This window comes from Chromobacterium sphagni, assembly GCF_001855575.1.
GTDB classification, from domain to species: domain Bacteria; phylum Pseudomonadota; class Gammaproteobacteria; order Burkholderiales; family Chromobacteriaceae; genus Chromobacterium; species Chromobacterium sphagni.
This window is the reverse complement of sequence record NZ_MKCS01000002.1, coordinates 72853-89845: the sequence shown is the minus strand read 5'-3', so window position 1 is coordinate 89845 and position 16993 is coordinate 72853. Positions and strand designations below refer to the sequence as shown.

General features: G+C 62.7%; 19 protein-coding genes and 1 pseudogene. 18 read left to right on the top strand and 2 right to left on the bottom strand.

The window, feature by feature from the left end; genetic code table 11:
* The first annotated feature begins 2 nt into the window (after positions 1–2).
* The 11 genes from BI347_RS16195 to groL all read left to right on the top strand — a co-directional run bounded on the left by BI347_RS16195 (position 3) and on the right by groL (position 8309).
* Entirely contained in the window at positions 3–536 is a 534-nt protein-coding gene (locus BI347_RS16195) for a DUF3833 domain-containing protein (protein ID WP_071113814.1), read from the top strand.
* Positions 533–1309, top strand: a complete 777-nt coding sequence (locus tag BI347_RS16190) for an SDR family NAD(P)-dependent oxidoreductase (protein WP_071113813.1) — start codon at positions 533–535, stop codon at positions 1307–1309. The genes BI347_RS16195 and BI347_RS16190 overlap by 4 nt, the downstream gene beginning before the upstream one ends.
* Positions 1306–1740, top strand: a complete 435-nt coding sequence (locus BI347_RS16185; RefSeq protein WP_071113812.1) for a nuclear transport factor 2 family protein — start codon at positions 1306–1308, stop codon at positions 1738–1740. Before BI347_RS16190 ends, BI347_RS16185 begins: the two co-directional genes overlap by 4 nt.
* Entirely contained in the window at positions 1740–1901 is a 162-nt protein-coding gene (locus BI347_RS24850) for a DUF2256 domain-containing protein (RefSeq protein WP_071113811.1), read from the top strand. Before BI347_RS16185 ends, BI347_RS24850 begins: the two co-directional genes overlap by 1 nt.
* On the top strand, positions 1898–3169 hold the full coding sequence (locus tag BI347_RS16180; protein WP_071116480.1) for a DASH family cryptochrome: 1272 nt from the start codon (positions 1898–1900) through the stop codon (positions 3167–3169). Before BI347_RS24850 ends, BI347_RS16180 begins: the two co-directional genes overlap by 4 nt.
* Positions 3166–4695, top strand: coding sequence for a cryptochrome/photolyase family protein (locus BI347_RS16175; RefSeq protein ID WP_193431059.1), 1530 nt, complete (start codon positions 3166–3168; stop codon positions 4693–4695). Before BI347_RS16180 ends, BI347_RS16175 begins: the two co-directional genes overlap by 4 nt.
* A gap of 7 nt (positions 4696–4702) precedes the next feature.
* Positions 4703–5239: a lipocalin family protein gene (locus BI347_RS16170; protein ID WP_071116478.1), complete on the top strand. Its 537-nt coding sequence runs from the start codon at positions 4703–4705 to the stop codon at positions 5237–5239.
* On the top strand, positions 5226–5453 hold the full coding sequence (locus tag BI347_RS16165; RefSeq protein WP_071113807.1) for a TIGR02450 family Trp-rich protein: 228 nt from the start codon (positions 5226–5228) through the stop codon (positions 5451–5453). The genes BI347_RS16170 and BI347_RS16165 overlap by 14 nt, the downstream gene beginning before the upstream one ends.
* A 97-nt stretch (positions 5454–5550) precedes the next feature.
* A complete protein-coding gene (locus tag BI347_RS16160; protein WP_071116477.1) occupies positions 5551–6177 on the top strand; it encodes a diguanylate cyclase in 627 nt (208 codons plus the stop codon).
* A 168-nt stretch (positions 6178–6345) separates the two neighbouring features.
* Positions 6346–6663 carry a co-chaperone GroES gene (locus BI347_RS16155; RefSeq protein WP_071113805.1) on the top strand — a complete coding sequence of 106 codons (318 nt, stop codon included), beginning with the start codon at positions 6346–6348 and terminating at the stop codon, positions 6661–6663.
* 29 nt (positions 6664–6692) lie between these two features.
* Positions 6693–8309 carry a chaperonin GroEL gene (groL, locus tag BI347_RS16150; RefSeq protein WP_071116476.1) on the top strand — a complete coding sequence of 539 codons (1617 nt, stop codon included), beginning with the start codon at positions 6693–6695 and terminating at the stop codon, positions 8307–8309.
* A 155-nt stretch (positions 8310–8464) separates the two neighbouring features.
* Here groL and BI347_RS24845 read toward each other — a convergent pair.
* A pseudogene (locus BI347_RS24845) lies at positions 8465–9238 on the bottom strand (IS5 family transposase).
* Positions 9239–9671: 433 nt separating this feature from the next.
* Positions 9672–10160 (bottom strand): hypothetical protein, encoded by a 489-nt coding sequence (locus BI347_RS23685; RefSeq protein WP_139167249.1) that lies wholly within the window; start codon positions 10158–10160, stop codon positions 9672–9674.
* A 143-nt stretch (positions 10161–10303) separates the two neighbouring features.
* Between BI347_RS23685 and BI347_RS16135 the strand changes: the two genes are divergently transcribed.
* The 7 genes from BI347_RS16135 (at position 10304) to BI347_RS16100 (ending at position 16877) form a co-directional block, all read left to right on the top strand.
* The gene (locus tag BI347_RS16135) at positions 10304–11242 is read left to right on the top strand and encodes a tyrosinase family protein (protein ID WP_071116474.1); all 939 of its coding nucleotides are present in this window, start codon (positions 10304–10306) and stop codon (positions 11240–11242) included.
* Positions 11243–11246: 4 nt separating this feature from the next.
* The gene (locus BI347_RS16130) at positions 11247–11723 is read left to right on the top strand and encodes a DUF7868 domain-containing protein (RefSeq protein ID WP_071116473.1); all 477 of its coding nucleotides are present in this window, start codon (positions 11247–11249) and stop codon (positions 11721–11723) included.
* Positions 11724–11735: 12 nt separating this feature from the next.
* A complete protein-coding gene (locus tag BI347_RS22995; RefSeq protein ID WP_083338990.1) occupies positions 11736–12545 on the top strand; it encodes a copper chaperone in 810 nt (269 codons plus the stop codon).
* A gap of 783 nt (positions 12546–13328) precedes the next feature.
* The gene (locus BI347_RS16115; protein ID WP_071116471.1) at positions 13329–14858 is read left to right on the top strand and encodes a tyrosinase family protein; all 1530 of its coding nucleotides are present in this window, start codon (positions 13329–13331) and stop codon (positions 14856–14858) included.
* A gap of 287 nt (positions 14859–15145) precedes the next feature.
* Positions 15146–15451, top strand: coding sequence for a hypothetical protein (locus tag BI347_RS16110; RefSeq protein ID WP_071116470.1), 306 nt, complete (start codon positions 15146–15148; stop codon positions 15449–15451).
* 151 nt (positions 15452–15602) lie between these two features.
* A complete protein-coding gene (locus BI347_RS16105; protein WP_071116469.1) occupies positions 15603–15842 on the top strand; it encodes a hypothetical protein in 240 nt (79 codons plus the stop codon).
* Positions 15843–16052: 210 nt separating this feature from the next.
* On the top strand, positions 16053–16877 hold the full coding sequence (locus tag BI347_RS16100) for a BON domain-containing protein (protein WP_071116468.1): 825 nt from the start codon (positions 16053–16055) through the stop codon (positions 16875–16877).
* The last annotated feature ends 116 nt before the right edge of the window (positions 16878–16993 follow it).

The following is a 16993-nucleotide window of genomic DNA, read 5'->3' as shown; positions in this document are numbered from 1 at the left end:
TCATGCGCCGCCCCGCCTGTCTTGCCGCTTTGGCCCTGCTCGCCGGCTGCGCCGGCCCGGCGGTCGGCGATTACGCCGCCAACCGGCCGCTGTTCGACCCAGGCCAGTTTTTCCTGGGAAAAACCGAGGCCTGGGGCATGTTCCAGGACCGGCAAGGCCGGCTGGTCAAACGCTTCACCGTGGACATGGACGGCGAGCGCCTGGGCGACGAGCTGGTGCTGACCGAACGCTTCCATTACAGCGACGGCAGCCGTCAACAACGCGTGTGGCGGCTCAAGCCGACTGGCGCGGGCCGCTGGCGCGGCCTGGCCGACGACGTGGTGGGCGAAGCCGCTGGCGAAACCGCCGGCAACGCGCTGCGCTGGCGCTACACATTGAGGCTGCCGGTGGACGGCAAGGAATATCAGGTGCAGTTCGACGACTGGATGTTCCTGCAGGACGAGCGCAGCATGCTCAACCGCGCGGCGATGAGCAAGTACGGCTTCCATCTGGGCGAAGTGACGCTGTTTTTCCGCAAGCCGGAGCCCAGGCCATGACGCTGCGGCTTAATCCCGCCATCGCCGACTGGCGCGCGCTCCGGGTGTGGGTGATCGGCGCGTCCAGCGGCATCGGCGCCGCGCTGGCCGCCGAACTGCTGGACGCCGGCGCGGAAGTGATTCTGTCCGCCCGCCGCGCCGAACCGATGCGCGCGCTGGCCGCCGGCCGCAGCCGCGCGCGGGTGGAAACGCTGGATGTAACCGACCCGGCCGCCTGGCTGCGCGTGTGGTCGCAGCTGGAAACGGCAAACGCGCGGCCCAACCTGGTGGTGTTCTGCGCGGCAGACTACCGGCCGCAAACCTGCCTGGACCTGCGCGCAGAGGAAACCCGCCGCCTGCTCGACACCAACCTGCTCGGCATTTACTACGGGCTGGAAGTCATTCTGCCGACGCTGGCACGGCAGGGCGGCGGGGTGGCGCTGATCGCGAGCGTGGCCGGTTACGCCGGTCTGCCCGGCGCTGCGGTGTACGGCCCAGGCAAGGCCGCTCTGATCAATCTGGCGGAAATCCTCTATACCGAGCTCAAGCCGCGCGGGGTGGCGGTTTACCTGATCAACCCCGGCTTCGTCGCCACGCCGCTCACCGCCAAGAACGACTTCTCCATGCCGGCGCTGCTCACGCCGCGCCAGGCGGCACGGGACATCATGCGCGGCTTCGCGCGCGGCGCGTTTGAAATCCACTTCCCGTTCCGCTTCACCATATGGCTCAAACTGTTGCGGCTGCTGCCCTACCGGCTGCGGCTGCCTTTGCTCGCGAGGTTGGCACGATCATGAAACGCACGCTCTCCCAGGCCGATTGGCAGGCCCTGCTCGACTGGTACCAGACGCTGACGCCGGACACGCTGCCGGACATCGGCCGCTTTTACACCGATGCAGCCCGCTTCAAAGATCCGTTCAACGACGCGCGCGGCCTGGCAAACATTCAAGCGGTATTCCGCCACATGTTCAAAACATTGGACCAACCGCGCTTCACCGTCATCCATGCGCTGCGCGATGGCGACCAGGCCTTCATCACCTGGGATTTCGACTTTATCTACGCCGGCCGCAAACTGGGAATCCACGGAGGCAGCCATCTGCAGTTCGACGCCGACGGCAAGATCACGCTGCACCGGGACTACTGGGATGCGGCGGAGGAGCTGTTCGAGAAGATTCCGCTGTTAGGCCTGCCGGTGGCTTGGCTGCGCAAGAAGCTCAAGGCCGCGTGATGGCGGCCAACACATTCAAGGGCAATAAGGCGGCGCTGCCGTCCAAGCCCTGCGCCGCCTGCGGCAGAACCATGAGCTGGCGCAAGAAGTGGCGCGCTAATTGGGACGCGGCTCAGTATTGTTCAGAGCGCTGCCGCCGCGGCAAAAGGCAAAGCGCATGAGCACGGTCATCTACTGGTTGCGCCAGGATCTGCGGCTGGACGACAACGCGGCGCTGCTGGCGGCCTGCGGCGGCGAGCGGCTGCTGCCGGTGTACTGCCATGCGCCGACACAGGACAGCGGCTGGGGTTTCGCGCGCAGCGACCGCCACCGCCAGGCCTTTGTCGGCCAAGCGCTGGACGGACTGCGGCGGGCGCTGAAAGCGCGCGGCAGCGCGCTGTGCGAGCTGGCGGGCGCGCCGGCGGAAATATTGCCTCGGTTGGCACGGCAACTGGATGCCGACCGAGTGGTATGCGAGCACATCGCCGCGCCGGAGGAGGAAGCCGAAGTCACCGCCTTGCGCCGCGCCGGCCTGCAGGTGGACCCCATCTGGCAATCCAGCCTGTATGCGCCGCTGCAGCTGCCGTTCGCGCTGGATCGCTTGCCTATGGCGTTTACGCCGTTCCGCGGCGAAATCGAACAGGCATCGCTGACGCCAGCCGCGCCGCTGGACGCGCCGAACGCGCTGCCGCCCGCGCCTGACGGCTGGCCGGACGATGCCCCACCGGCGCGCGTGCCGCCGGCCATCGAGCCTCGTTCGTCCTTTCCCTATCATCTGCCGCCGTTCCACGGCGGCGAAGAAGCGGCGCGCGCGCATCTGGCGCAATACCTGGCGCGCGGCCTGCCGCACCGCTACAAAACGACGCGCGACCGGCTGTACGGCGCAGACTTTTCCACCAAGCTTGCGCCGTGGCTGGCCTGCGGCGCCCTGTCGCCGCGCCGCGTCTGGCAAGCGCTGAAGGATTTCGAGGCCGAATATGGCGCCAGCGACGGCAGCTACTGGATAGGCTTCGAGCTGCTGTGGCGCGATTATTTCCGCTTCCTGCTGCTGCGCCACGGCGCCAGGCTGTTTCACGCGTCGGGTCTATCCTGCCAGCCGGCGCCCGGGCACGACGCCACAGCATTCCAGCGCTGGCGCGACGGCGAGACCGGCCAGCCGCTGGTGGACGCGGCGATGCGCGAACTGGCGGCCAGCGGCTATCTGTCCAACCGTTTGCGCCAGGTGGCGGCCAGCTACCTGATTTACGAACGCGGCGGCGATTGGCGCGCCGGCGCGGCCTGGTTCGAGGCGCAACTGCTCGACTACGACGTCTACAGCAACCAGGGCAACTGGCTGTATATCGCCGGTCGCGGTACCGACCCGCGCGGCGGACGGCGCTTCAACCCGCAGCGCCAGGCCGACGAGCACGACCCGCAAGGCCGCTACCGCGCGCTATGGGGCGCGGCATGACGACATTGCGACTGATCCTGGGCGACCAGCTCAATCCCTGCCATAGCTGGTTCGCCGCGCCCGATCCCAACGTGGTGCATGTGATGATGGAAATCCGCCAGGAAACCGATTACGTGCGCCACCACGCGCAAAAGATCCTGGCCGTCTTCGCCGCGATGCGCGATTTCGCCGCCCAGCTGAAATCGCAAGGCCATCGCGTCCGCTACGTAGCCATCGACGACCCGAGCAACCGCCAGTCGCTGACCGGCAATCTGGATGCGCTGATCCGCCATTACGGCGCGACGACGGCGGCATACCAGGCGCCGGACGAATGGCGGCTGGACCGCCAACTGGCCGACTGGGCCGCCGGCCTGTCCATTCCCTGCCAGATGACGGACAACGAACACTTCTATACCGCGCGCGGCGAGGCGGCGGCGTTTTTCGGCCCGCGGCGGCAATGGCGCCAGGAAACCTTGTATCGCCAGTTGCGGCGCCAGCACGGCATCTTGATGGACGACAACGGCGAGCCGGCCGGCGGGCGCTGGAATTTCGACGCCGACAACCGCCAGCGCTGGCGCGGAGATCCGCCCGAACCGCTGGACCCGCGGCCGGCGCATGACCACAGCCTGCTGTGGCAAACCATCACCGACGCCGGAGTGGGCAGCTTCGGCCAGCCGCAGGCGGATGCGCTGCGCTGGCCGCTCAACCGCGCCGAGGCGCTCTCCCAGCTGCAAGCCTTCATCGAACACGCGCTGCCGCATTTCGGCGCTTACCAGGACGCGATGAGCCTGCGCGCGCGGCGGCTGTTTCATTCGCTGCTGTCCTTCGCGCTCAATGTGAAAATGCTCAATCCGCGCGAGACGGTGGACGCCGCCGCCGCCGCGTGGCGCGCAGGCCGCGCGCCGCTGGCTGCGGTGGAAGGCTTTGTGCGGCAGGTACTGGGCTGGCGCGAATACGTGCGCGGCGTGTATTGGGCCAGGATGCCCGGCTACCGCGACTGCAACGCGCTGGAACACAGCTTGCCGCTTCCGCGCTGGTTCTGGAACGGCGATACCGGCATGCAGTGTCTCGCGCGCGCCATCGGCCAATCGCTGGAGGACGCCTACGCCCACCACATCCAGCGGCTGATGGTGATCGGCAATTTCGGGCTGATCGCCGGCCTGTCGCCGCAGGCGCTGCATGAGTGGTATCTGGGCGTCTACATCGACGCCTTCGAGTGGGTGGAGCTGCCGAACACCCTGGGCATGAGCCAGTTCGCCGACGGCGGGCTGCTCGGCAGCAAGCCTTACGCCGGCAGCGCGGCCTATATCGGCCGCATGAGCGACTACTGCGCCGGCTGCCGCTACCGGCCCAAACAGCGCGTCGGCGCCGACGCCTGCCCGTTCAATGCCTTGTACTGGGATTTTTTCCGACGCCACCGCGCGCGGCTGGCCGCCAATCCTCGGCTGGCCTTGGTCTACCGCCAGCTGGACAAGCTGCCGGAAGCCGAACGCGCCGCCATCACCGCGCGCGCCGCCGCGCTGCAAGCCAATCTCGACGCACTGTGAGACCACCATGCTGAAAATACCGCTCGCCCTCTTCGCCCTCGCCTTGTTGCCGCTGACCGGCTGCGACACCGCGCCGCCGCCCGAGATCGCTCCGGTACAGGGTTTTCAACTGGAACGCTACCAGGGCCGCTGGTATGAAATAGCCCGCCTGGACCACCGCTTCGAACGCGGCCTGCAGGCGGTGAGCGCCGACTATAGTCGCAACGCCGACGGCAGCATCCGCGTGGTCAACCGCGGCTTTGACGCCACCACTTCCAGCTGGCGCGAAGCAGTCGGCAAGGCCTGGTTCAACGGCCCCGCGGATGTCGCCTCGCTGAAAGTGTCGTTCTTCGGCCCGTTCTACGGCGGCTACCATGTGGCAGCGCTGGACCCCGGCTACCGCTGGGCGGTGGTGGTGGGACCGGACAAGGACTATCTGTGGCTGCTGTCGCGCGACAAACAGCCCGCCGCCGACGCCAAGCCCGCCCTGTTGTCGGTGGCTGCCAGGCTGGGCGTGCCGGCGGACAAGCTGATCTGGGTGAGGCAGGACCGTGGCGACAACTAGGCGGCTCAATCCGGAAAAATTGCTGCTGAGCAAATGGACCGCCGCCAGCCCGCGAAACCAGGAGAAGCACTTCTTGGTGGTGAAACTGGGACGGCCCGCGCCCGATGGCCCGGTCGAGACGGTAACGCTGGAGGCGGTATATACCAGACGTCAGCAAGTTGTGCCGTGGCAGTCGCTGCGCGACAAAAGCCAATGGCTGCAGGGATGGAAATAAACGTCTGGTCATAACTGCAAGGTATGCACTTGCCTCGCGCCGGCATTGTTTTTATCGTTTAAGCATGTCTTCCCATCCATCGTCATGGAGTGTCGCCATGGAGTTGTTCGATACCTTGTCCACCCAGATCCGCCATATGCGCCTGCCGCTGTTCGCGGTCAGCCTCAGCGCCGTTCCCTTTCCCGATACCCCGCTATTGTTGATGCTGCATTGGCATGGGTTCCGCAAAGCCGCCGCCGGCCGCGCGCCGACGGGCCAAACCTCGCTGCGGCAAGTGCCGGCGTCGGTCTTGCAGCTGACGCGCAGATGGAGCGCGCTGTCGCTGCTGGAGGAAGAGATTCTGGACGCGGCCTGGCAGCTGGGCGCCTGGAGCCTGCTGCGCGACGAGCGGCGCGGCTGCAACACCATGGGCGCCGCCGCCGGCGAGGAGCTGGCCTGCCGCCAGGCTTTTGGCGATTTGCCGGCGATCGACGGCCAGGAAAGCGTAGTGGCCGAAGCGCCCGACGGCCTGGAACTGATGCGGCTGGCGGCCCACCGCGGCTATGTTTCCTGGCAGTTCAGGCCGGTGCATGGCGGACTGTGGCGCGAACTGGCCGAAGACGACACGCTGGGCGAGACGGGACTGCGCCAGCCCCCTTGCCCGCTCGCGCCACGCGCCTGCCGCGGCGGCAAGGCGGCCCGGACCGAATACCGTTTCGGCTACGTTGAGCGCGTCATTTTTTAGTCGCATTTTTCTGAAAAAAACCTCTTGAAAAGTTTTTTGCCCGCCCTTATTTCGTCATTCGTCAGCCTCCCTGGCTGAGTGTGACCGGCAAGCGCGGGCATTTTCGCGCCTGCGGCCAGCCGGTCTTACCTACCGTTCCCAACGATCTGAATCGCACAGGAGATTGATATGCAAATCCGTCCTCTGCACGACCGGATTATCGTCAAGCGGGTCGAAAAGGTCCGCCAGACAGCATCCGGCATCGTCATTCCCGATAGCGCCGCGGAAAAGCCCGAGCAAGGCGAAGTCATCGCGGTCGGTCCCGGCAAACGCTTGCCTGACGGCACCTTGCTGCCGATGCAAGTACAGGTAGGCGACTTGGTGCTGTTCGGCAAATACGGCGGCCAGACCGTCAAGCTTGACGACCAGGAATACCTGGTGCTGCGCGAAGAGGACATCTTCGGCGTGATCGAAGGCGCATCCGAGCCCAGCCGCAAGGCTGCTTGATTTTCCCCATTTATCACAGGAGTTAAACCATGGCTGCGAAAGAAGTCCGCTTCCACGACAACGCCCGTGAACGCATAGTCAACGGCGTCAATGTGCTGGCTAATGCCGTGAAAGTCACCCTGGGCCCGAAAGGCCGCAACGTGCTGCTGGCGCGCAGCTTCGGCGCGCCCCACATCACCAAGGACGGCGTGTCGGTCGCCAAGGAAATCGAACTGAAAGACCCGTTCGAGAACATGGGCGCGCAGATGGTGAAGGAAGTGGCGTCCAAGACCGCCGACGTGGCGGGCGACGGCACCACCACCGCCACCGTGCTGGCGCAGGCCATCGTGCAGGAAGGCATGAAGTACGTCGCCTCCGGCATGAATCCGATGGACCTGAAGCGCGGCATCGACAAGGCGGTCCATGCCGTAATCAAAGAGCTGCAAGCGCTGTCCAAACCGGTGACCAACAGCAAGGAAACCGCCCAGGTGGCCGCGCTGTCCGCCAACTCGGACGAGGACATCGGCAAGATCATTGCCGACGCGATGGACAAGGTGGGCAAGGAAGGCGTAATCACCGTCGAGGACGGCAAGTCGCTGGACAACGAGCTGGCCGTCGTCGAGGGCATGCAGTTCGACCGCGGCTACCTGTCGCCCTACTTCATCACCGATCCGGAAAAGCAGACCGCCGTGCTGGAAGACCCGCTGGTGCTGCTCTACGACAAGAAGATCAGCAATATCCGCGATCTACTGCCAGTGCTGGAGCAAGTGGCCAAGGCCGGCAAACCGCTGATGATCATCGCCGAAGACGTGGAAGGCGAAGCGCTGGCCACCCTGGTGGTGAACAGCATGCGCGGCATCCTGAAGGTGGCCGCCGTTAAGGCCCCGGGCTTCGGTGATCGCCGCAAGGCCATGCTGGAAGACATCGCCATCCTCACCGGCGGCACCGTCATTTCCGAGGAAACCGGCCTCACTCTGGAAAAAGCCGGCCTGGCCGAACTAGGCAGCGCCAAGCGCGTGGAAATCGGCAAGGAAAACACCACCGTCATCGACGGCGCCGGCGACAAGGCCAAGATCGACGCGCGCGTACAGACCATCCGGGCGCAGATCGATGCGGCTACTAGCGACTATGATCGCGAAAAACTCCAGGAACGGGTGGCCAAGCTATCCGGTGGCGTGGCGGTGATCCGCATCGGCGCGGCCACCGAAGTCGAAATGAAAGAGAAGAAAGACCGCGTGGACGACGCGCTGCACGCCACCCGCGCCGCGGTGGAGGAAGGCATCGTCGCCGGCGGCGGCGTCGCTCTGCTGCGCGCCCGCTCCCACATCGGCGAGCTGAAGGGCGACAACGCCGATCAGGACGCCGGCATCCAGATCGTGCTGCGCGCGCTGGAGGCGCCGCTGCGCACCATCGCCGCCAACGCCGGCGACGAGCCGTCGGTCATCGTCAACAAGGTGCTGGAGGGCAAAGGCAGCCACGGCTACAACGCTGCCAGCGGCCAGTTCGGCGACCTGGTGGAAATGGGTGTGATCGACCCGACCAAGGTGACGCGCACAGCGCTGCAAAACGCGGCCTCCATCGCCAGCCTGATCCTGACCACCGACGCCACCGTGGCTGAGGCGGCCCAGGACAGCAAGGCCAAAGCCCCGGCGGAGCTGGATTTCTAATCCGCCACCGCCAGTCTGGTCCTCTTTCATCATTGGCCCGCGCTTAAGCGCGGGCTTTTTTTCGTCCAGAAATGAAGGTGTCCGAATTTTTGTGTAACCGGGGCTCTGTTGCATAAGTCCGGAGCAGAGTGAGTTTCCCCTTTCCTCCGGCAGGCCTATGCCACCGCCACCGTGCACGGAAGGCCCAGCATGTTGAAGCGGTTCAAGATGGCCGCATGCAGTCACCTGGCCATCGAAGCGTCAGGCCATCACCCTTTCGCCTAACAGTTTGAAGCCGTGCATCTTGGTCTCCACCAAGCTGCGGCGATGGTAGCCGCTCCAGCGTTTCCAGGTCGCCCAGCCAACCGGCCAAGTCGCTTGGTGGCGCGCAGAATCTCGTTTCGAGCCGGCGCGCCCAGTGAGCCTCCTTGCCCGCTCAGGCTATCGACTCATCTGGTGGGATCTCCACCAACAACGAAGGCAACATTGGCGCATCGACCTGGCGATTGTCCGTCACCTTTAATGGTCCGGATTGGCAGGGTTTCCGCATCGATGCCCAGATGAACCTTGCGCGATTGCCGGCGGTATTCGGCACCATGCTTTTTAGTTTTCCATTCGCCTTTGCCCGGCATTTTGATGCCAGTGCTATCGACCAGCAGATGCAGCGCGCCTAAGCGTTTCTGATAGGGAATCTTGACCTGCAGCGTCAGCTGATGCCGACGCCGTGCACTGTAAGTCCGGGACGGTTCAGCCCAGGCCCGTCAGCTTGAACAGGCTTTGGATGAAACCGATGGTCTGTCGCAACACCAGGCCGAACAGGTTCTTGATGGTCAAACAGAATGGAATGGCCGCATCGCTGTAGGTCTGTGCCCGGCCTCGCTTCGCCTGCGGTCTTGCCTGCCATGCCATGCTCGTGTCCAGCCAGATGGACAAGGGCCACGCTGGGTCAGGGCTTGGTTGTAGGCTTTCCAGTTGGTGGTTCGTTACTGTTTCGAAGCGGGCTTGATCATACGGCTAGCTGACCAAGCCCTTACGAACACGGGGTTGTGCAACAAAGCCCCCGCTTCAGCAAGATGCTGTAAAGCTGGAGCCGGATCAGCCATATCTTGTAGGCAAACAACAGCCAGGCAGGCCTTGCGGCTTGCCTGGCTGTTTGTTTTGCGACAATTCGCCCAATAAGGGTTAAAGCAACGCGAGCATCCCCGACCCAGCCTCCCCTCTTATCTTGGCTGTCCGAACTTCCGCAGCATTATCCTTTGAGGCTGACAGCGTAAAATGACAAGCCGCGCTAGGCAAAGAGTCAATAACGGCACAAGAATAGCCTGTGCGACCTCCACATTGAAATTTTACTGTATAGAAACTCGCGAAGCCGCAATATGCAGATCAATCGTCAAAATCCAATTCCATCAAATTGTCCAGAGGCCCGCCAAACTCGGGATCAGCCTCGTCGGCTTTCAGCCTATCGCCCAACCAGCTCGTGCCGACATATTGAACCAGCAGATACTCTGGCTCATCGTTTCCTGGCTCGTAAGTATCCGGATAGGTCATTTCCTGTCCGGAAGATCCATCTTGATCAGCCTGCGCGCGGGGCATCACCTGGCTGGCAGTCCCGGCTTGAATATGTTGAGTAAACTCGCTCATCGCCATTGCTCCCGTTAGTCCTGTGGCACCAAATGGCAAACCATCAGGTAATGGGGAAAATAATTTCACGATATGGCGTTTGTCTGTGCGCCACCGCACACAAAAATTAAAGTATCTGCTGGCAAAAATACACCAACCGCGATTGAAAAACCATTGCCATCGCATCCAGATTCGACTTGAATCTGAATTGTGGAAAAGAAACACTCTCAATAGGCGCAGATAAAACCACATAATAGTTTTGCAATCTCCGCGGCATGCTCTAATACCCAACTTAGGCGCATCATGTTTGTTTTATCTTGGCTACCCGGCGTTCTTGCTTCACATGTCTGCAGCAAGCATGTCGACAAACTTGAGTCCGCAAAGGAGAGTCCGCGATGGCAAACACCACTGGCAGCCCGATCCGGGTGCGCAAGGATGCATGGCGGCTGGCGGCCGATGACCCGACGCTGCTATGGTACGCCCGGGCCGTCGACGCCATGCGGCAGCGCCCCCTCAGCAATACGACCAGCTGGGAATACCAGGCTGCCGTGCATGGCACGAACGCCGATCCGTCATCCTTCAATGCCGATCAGCAAAAAGCATGGGGACAATGCCAGCACGCCACTTGGCTGTTCCTGCCCTGGCATCGCATGTTCCTCGGGATATTCGAACAGATCGTTGCGGCCACCGTCGCCAAGCTGGGCGGCCCGCAAGATTGGGCCTTGCCCTATTGGGATTACAGCGACGCCACCAATCCCAACGCCAGAAAACTTCCCGCCGCCTTCACCGCCGCCGAGTTTGGCGTGCCAGAGAAGAATCCGTTGCGGGTGGAGCGGGATCAGGGCAACGACGGCGCCGCCTTCCTCGACTCCAAGGCGGTGAGTCTGAACAGCCTCAAACACAAGATTTTCACCGGGCGTTCCACACCGGGGGGCGATTCGGGGTTTGGCGGGCCGTCAAGGGGCTTCAACCACTCGGGCGACAACGATCAGGGCCAGCTTGAAATGGTGCCGCACGACGTGATCCACAGCGATATCGGCGGATTGATGGGCGACCCCGACACCGCCGCGCTCGATCCCATCTTCTGGCTGCACCACGCCAATATCGACCGGCTGTGGGAGGTCTGGCGCCATCAGGGCAACAGCAACCCAACCGATCCATCCTGGCTGACCGGAGTGAAATTCTTTTTCCACAATGCCGCCGGCCAACCGGTTACCTATTCTCCGCAGGATGTCGTCGATACCATCGCCAGCCCCTGGCATTATCAATACGACAGAACCGGAGAGACGCCGGCCGCCGCAGCGGACAAGACTACGCTAGCCACTGGGGGATAAGACCATGTCGATCGCACAACAATCGGAAATGGTGGCTGCCACCGGGAAGTCTTTTCCCTTGTCCGCCTCCAATACCACCGTCAGCCTGTCGATTGAAGCGCCAACCGGCCCGGCGCTGCAGGCGCAAGCCGCAGGCAAAGCGCGGCAGGCTTATCTGCGCCTTGAAAAAATCACCGGCAGCGGGATGCCGGTTGGCTATGAAGTCTATCTGCACTCGCCCAATGAAAGCGACCCACAGCAACATGAGGAGCTGTGCGCCGGGCTTCTGCCTTTGTTCGGGCTGGAAAAAGCGTCAAAACCCGGACGCGGCCATGCCGGCACTGGTTTGCACTATGTCTACAAAGTTACCGACCTGATCGCAAAGCTTGAGCATCAAACCGGATGGAACCCAAAAGACCTGCGCGTGACTTTCGTGCCCAGACGCCAGCAGACTCGCGCGGCGGAAGTGAAAATCGGCAGGGTGAGCCTGTATTACGAATGAGCGGGTGCGGCGATGGCTACGTGGAAAACGGCGGCGAAACAGCGCATAGCAATCGGCGGCGGCCTTGTCGGCGTCCCGCGGCTCGACCGTCATCGGCGCTTTTGGCGGCGTGAGCTGCCCTGGTTCCAACGCCACCCCGAATGGTGGTCGCTGACAATCAGCGCAGCGGCGTGGCTGGTCTGGCTCTCCCCCCGCTCCCCGCCGTGGCCGGGCGCGCTTTGCCGGGTGGCCGCGCCTTTGGCGCCATGGCAGGCGGTGCTGAATCTCGGCGACCCGGCGCGGATATCGGCATGGATTGGCATGACGCTGGCGATGATGATGCCGCTGGCTGCCGCCAGCATTCGGCAAGCTGCGTTTCTCAGCCTGTGGCGCCGCCGCCATCGCGCGATTGGCGGGTTTCTGGCCGGCTATCTGGGCTGCTGGCTTGCCGCGGCGATTGTCCTGCAGGGCCTATCTGGTGCGGCGGCCTCTCAAGCCGCCGCAGGCTCGGTTGCGATCCTGGGCTTTATGACCGCGATGATATGGCAACTCACCCCTTGCAAAGCCCGCGCGCTGGCCGAATGCCACCAGACGCGCGCATTGGCGCCAAGCGGTTGGCAAGCTGACCGGGACTGCCTGCTCTACGGCATGCAGCACGCCGCCGCCTGCATCCGCAGCTGCTGGGCGCTGATGCTGCTTGCCTCCCTCACCGGCCACGGCGCCGCGATCATGCTCGGCGCAACCGGAATCGCCTGGGCGGAGCGCTACCGCCGGCTGGCCGCCCGGCCCTCCGTTCTTGCACTGCTTGGCTTGCTGGCTTTACAACGCTCGACGGCAGGATGACGTCGACGGGCGCCAGCCAGGCCGAATGCGGCACGCACGACCACCCCGGTGAAGAACAGAAGGCTCGCGTGAAAGAATCTCTAGCCAAAAGCTAGGGGTTTTTAATATATAGACGCTCATGCCTGCCTTGCATTCAACCTGAGGCCCCCAGCAAGGGATCCACCAGGATTCCTGCATTCCGCCTATTCAAAAACTCCAGACACAATTCAAATCGCGCGGCATTGGCTTGCGCCTTGATCTAAAAACTGGAAAAACAATATGAACGGGACAAGGGTCAATTGCAACATCAGACAAAACCTGCGCATCTCATTGCATCCCGCGGGTTGATTTACAAATAGCCGCCATGCAAATTCTTTTAAACCGAAGCTGAAATATGGCGCAACGATAACAAACCACGCCCCCAAACCGCCATCCGGACCAACCAAGCCGTTACTGCCTGATTTCATCAAAAGTAGGTAATAATCCGGATTGCAACCCACCCACAATACATCTAATCAAAATAAGGATGGACAAACAAATAAACAATTGAACATCCATCCTAGAAACCACAAAAAACTGATGCCACCACTATGACTGGCTGGTTGCCATTTCAGTTATCTGGTCGCTCATCGGGAGAGAGTCGCCAACAACGCATAAAAGTTTGGTCTGTCTCTCCATTGCCATTTATCGCCGATCCTGAAAATGCCCTGCAAAACACTTTTTTGAGCATTGCATTGGTTGGCTACAAGCGGGAGCGCTGCAAGACCTGTTCAGACAAAACCATATACCCGTCCAGGAGGAAATATGTCCGAATTCAATCGTCGTCAGCTGCTACTGGGAGGCGCTATTGTATTCGGCAGCCTTGCGCTGCCCGTATCGGCCAAACCACTGCTTATCCCCCGACGCCAGCTGCATACCCGCTACAGCGTTGCCAGCGCCGAAGGCCAAGCCATGCTGGCGATTTATGCCAGCGCGGTGAAGAAGATGATGGATCCGGCGCAGTACCCAGAGGGCAACCCGCTGAACTGGATATTCCAGTGGTACACCCACTTCGTTCGCGCCGACAAGACAAAGCAACAGGAACTGGCCCGGGTCTACCCGGTGAACGACCCTAACAAGGTCCTGGCCACCAAGGTGTGGGACACCTGCCAGGCGCACAGCAGCGGCCAACGCGAAGACTTTTTCCTGCCGTGGCATCGGATGTTCATCGGCTACTTCGAGGAGATCATCCGGCAAGTGTCGAGCAAGCCCAATTTCACGCTGCCCTACTGGGATTACACCGATCCCGTGCAACAGATACTGCCGGTAGACTTCAGAAAGCAGGGCGATCCGGTATGGAACTCGCTGTACCGCGCCAGCCGTTGGCCCCAGACCAACGCCGGACAGAACATCACCCAGGGACCGGGCGGCGCCGACCTGAACCTGAACGCCATGAAGTCGAACCTGTACTCCGGAACCTCGGGCGGAGACGCCGGCTTCTGCGCCAACCTGGACATGAACCCGCACGGCGCGCTGCACGTGGATGTCGGCAATAATGTCGGCATGGCCTCGGTTCCCTGGGCGGCGAATGATCCGATATTCTGGCTGCACCACTGCAACATCGACCGCATCTGGGCCAGCTGGAATTTCGCCGGCGGCAAAAACCCAGCCGACCCGGCCTTCCTCAACACTCAATTCGTCTTCGCCGGCCCCACCGGCGGCGCAGTCGTTGGCACGGTGAAAGACTTCCTGGCGGTACCCAAAACCGCATACGATCACTACGCGCAGCGTCCGGCGGGTAGCCTGCCGTTCCCCAAGCGGATGCCGGTTCTGCTGTCGCCCCAGTTCGCCTTGCAGATGGAAAACGTCGCGACGGAGAAATCCGCTCCCGTCCGGCTGGGCAACGCGCCCGTCACGGTAGACCTGGCCAATCCCGCGCCCGCCGCCGAAGCGACGCAACGCAACCAGCTGTTTTCCGCCAAGCTGCGCAGCCTGAAGAAGCAGGCCAACCTGTTTCTGCGCCTGGAAGGACTTTCGGCCCATGGCGTGGTCAATGGCGTATACAACGTCTATGTGCATGCCAACGATGCGCCAAGCCAGGACACGCGCGGCCCCGCCTTTGTCGGACAGATCAACTTCTTCAGCGCGGCCGGCACGCACCAGCATGATGACGCGACAGGCGGCGAAGGCAACAATCCCGACAAGAAGGCTTTCAGCTTCCTGCTCAGCGCGGAAACCCGCGCCTTGCTGGCGCAAAGCAATACCGATGTTCCCAGGGTGACCCTGGTGCCGACCGGCACCGGCAATGCCGACGCCTTGCCGTCGATCGACAAGATCGCGCTGGTGGCGTCCTGAAACGGCCAGGGGAGCCTTGCCGGGACTCCTCTGACTGCTGGATCCTTTTTACTCGCGCCCGCCAGCATGGCGCGGTGCCCAGGGAGGGGCCGATGAGGATGAGTCCAGCGCTGCGCATCGCCCCCCTTCTTCCCGCCATGATGTTTCTATTGGGATGCGCATCCACGCTACATCTTCTTGGAAAGTACCAAATAGTAGGAGGCGTTATCGACATCGGCCCGCCGGTTGTCAGGATTGCGCTCCCCTGGCGTGGCGGTGCCTGCAAGGCCAGCTCCGGCAGCAGACGCATGACCCTGCATCTGCGCGGCATCCGCGCCGGCGCCGATCCGCAAAGCGCCTACCGGGTCTACCTGCAGGACTCGGCCAGGAAAGCCGGCGAACCGCCTGGCCAAATCATGGTTGGCGAGTTCAATTTCTACGGCATCGGACCCGGCATGCAACGCGACGTCAGTTTTGAATTGACTCCAGGCCACCCGGCCCCCGCCATATCCCCCGATGGCGAATGCGTCGCCAACATCACCCTAGTCCCGGCGCATGCCATCGCCCCCAACAGCGCGCCCTCGATAGACAGTATCGAGCTCTGGGGAGATTGACCCGATTGCGCCGCCCTGCCGGTGTGCGGGTAAACGGGAACGATACAAGCATCCGCTCGCTAACGCACCGACACCCATAGTCAAAATCGGCAAAGTAGGCATACCGACTACCTGCAACTTCGCGGAGAGCCGGATACCTCAGAGGTTTACCATGAACAAGCCCAACCAATCGAACGCCGCCCCCGGCGCTCCCAAGCAAGCCACCCCGGACCAAAAGCCGGCGGTAGAAACGCCGAAAACCGGCTGCGAAACCCCTACGCCGAATCAAGGGCAGCCGCACAAGCCGGGTACCCCGGCTTACGATCCGGCCAAGGATCCCGCCAAGACGCCGGCAGCGCATGAAACATCGGCCCATGAAAGCAGCACCGGCTACAAGCCGCCAAGGTATTGAGCCTGCGCCAAACTGCGCTTGGCCGGGCGAGCGCCAAAAGCAGACATAGCGTTGCATGACCGGCGCCAACAGCGCCTGACGCAGTGACCGCGAGATCGACAGAGCGGCCGTCCCGTGACTGCATGGGCGGTCGCTTTATCCATCTCCGCCGCCCTCCGCCATCGCGACCGCGCTTCGTAACACGCCGCCTTTGCCCACCGGTAGACGTCGATGAAACGCTATTGCAGACATTGCCTTCCCATCGTCGGCATCCTGCTGGCCTTGATGCCAGGAAACCCAGGCGCCGTCGCGGCCCCGCTCTCACAGGCGGCGCTCGACGCGCGGCAGGAAAGCCAAATCGCCGCGACTTACGCCGCCAGCCCCTATCTGCGCTTCTGCAAGCTCAAGGTGTCGGTATCGCGGGGCGCCGCTAGAATCTCCGGCAGCGCGGAAGACGATATCAACCGCGATCTGGCGCTGGATATCGCGCGCGGCGTAAACGGGATCAATATCGTGGAAAACAGCATCGTGATCCGGAACAGACCCGATGCGAAACATTCACCCCATGCCGGAGCGGCAATAGACGATGCCACCATCACCCTCACGATCAGGTCCAAGCTGTATTGGAGCCGGACAACCGATGGCCTGCCCATTGCCGTGGAAACGAATCAAGGCCGGGTGATCCTCAGAGGCAGCGTCGACACGGCGGCCACCAGAAGTCATGCCGGGGGTCTGGCGATCAGCACCCGCGGCGTGGTGTCGGTGGACAATCGCTTGCTCGCCAACGGAAGGGCGGCGGTTGTTGGCGCATACAAAACCGAACCGCAAGGCGGCATCAACGCCATGTTGTCCGACAGCTGGATCAGCTCGCGGGTCAAAGCCGCCTTCCTGTACTCCGTCGACATTTTCGACGACAACATCGAAGTCAGCACTCAGGACGGCGCCGTCACCTTGAGCGGAAAAGTGCGCACGCCGGCGGAGCGGGCGCTCGCCATTGGGCTGGCCAAGGATATCCGCGGCGTCAGGAGCGTTGATTCTGAAAAATTGACATTTTAAGACCGGGCTCACGAAGCGCTGCAACGCTATGGAGCCTGTCTGCCAGATCGTCCGGCAGACCGGGCGCGGCATTCAAGCCTGCAGAGCCGCCTGCCCTTGCCGCCGCGGCCTGGACA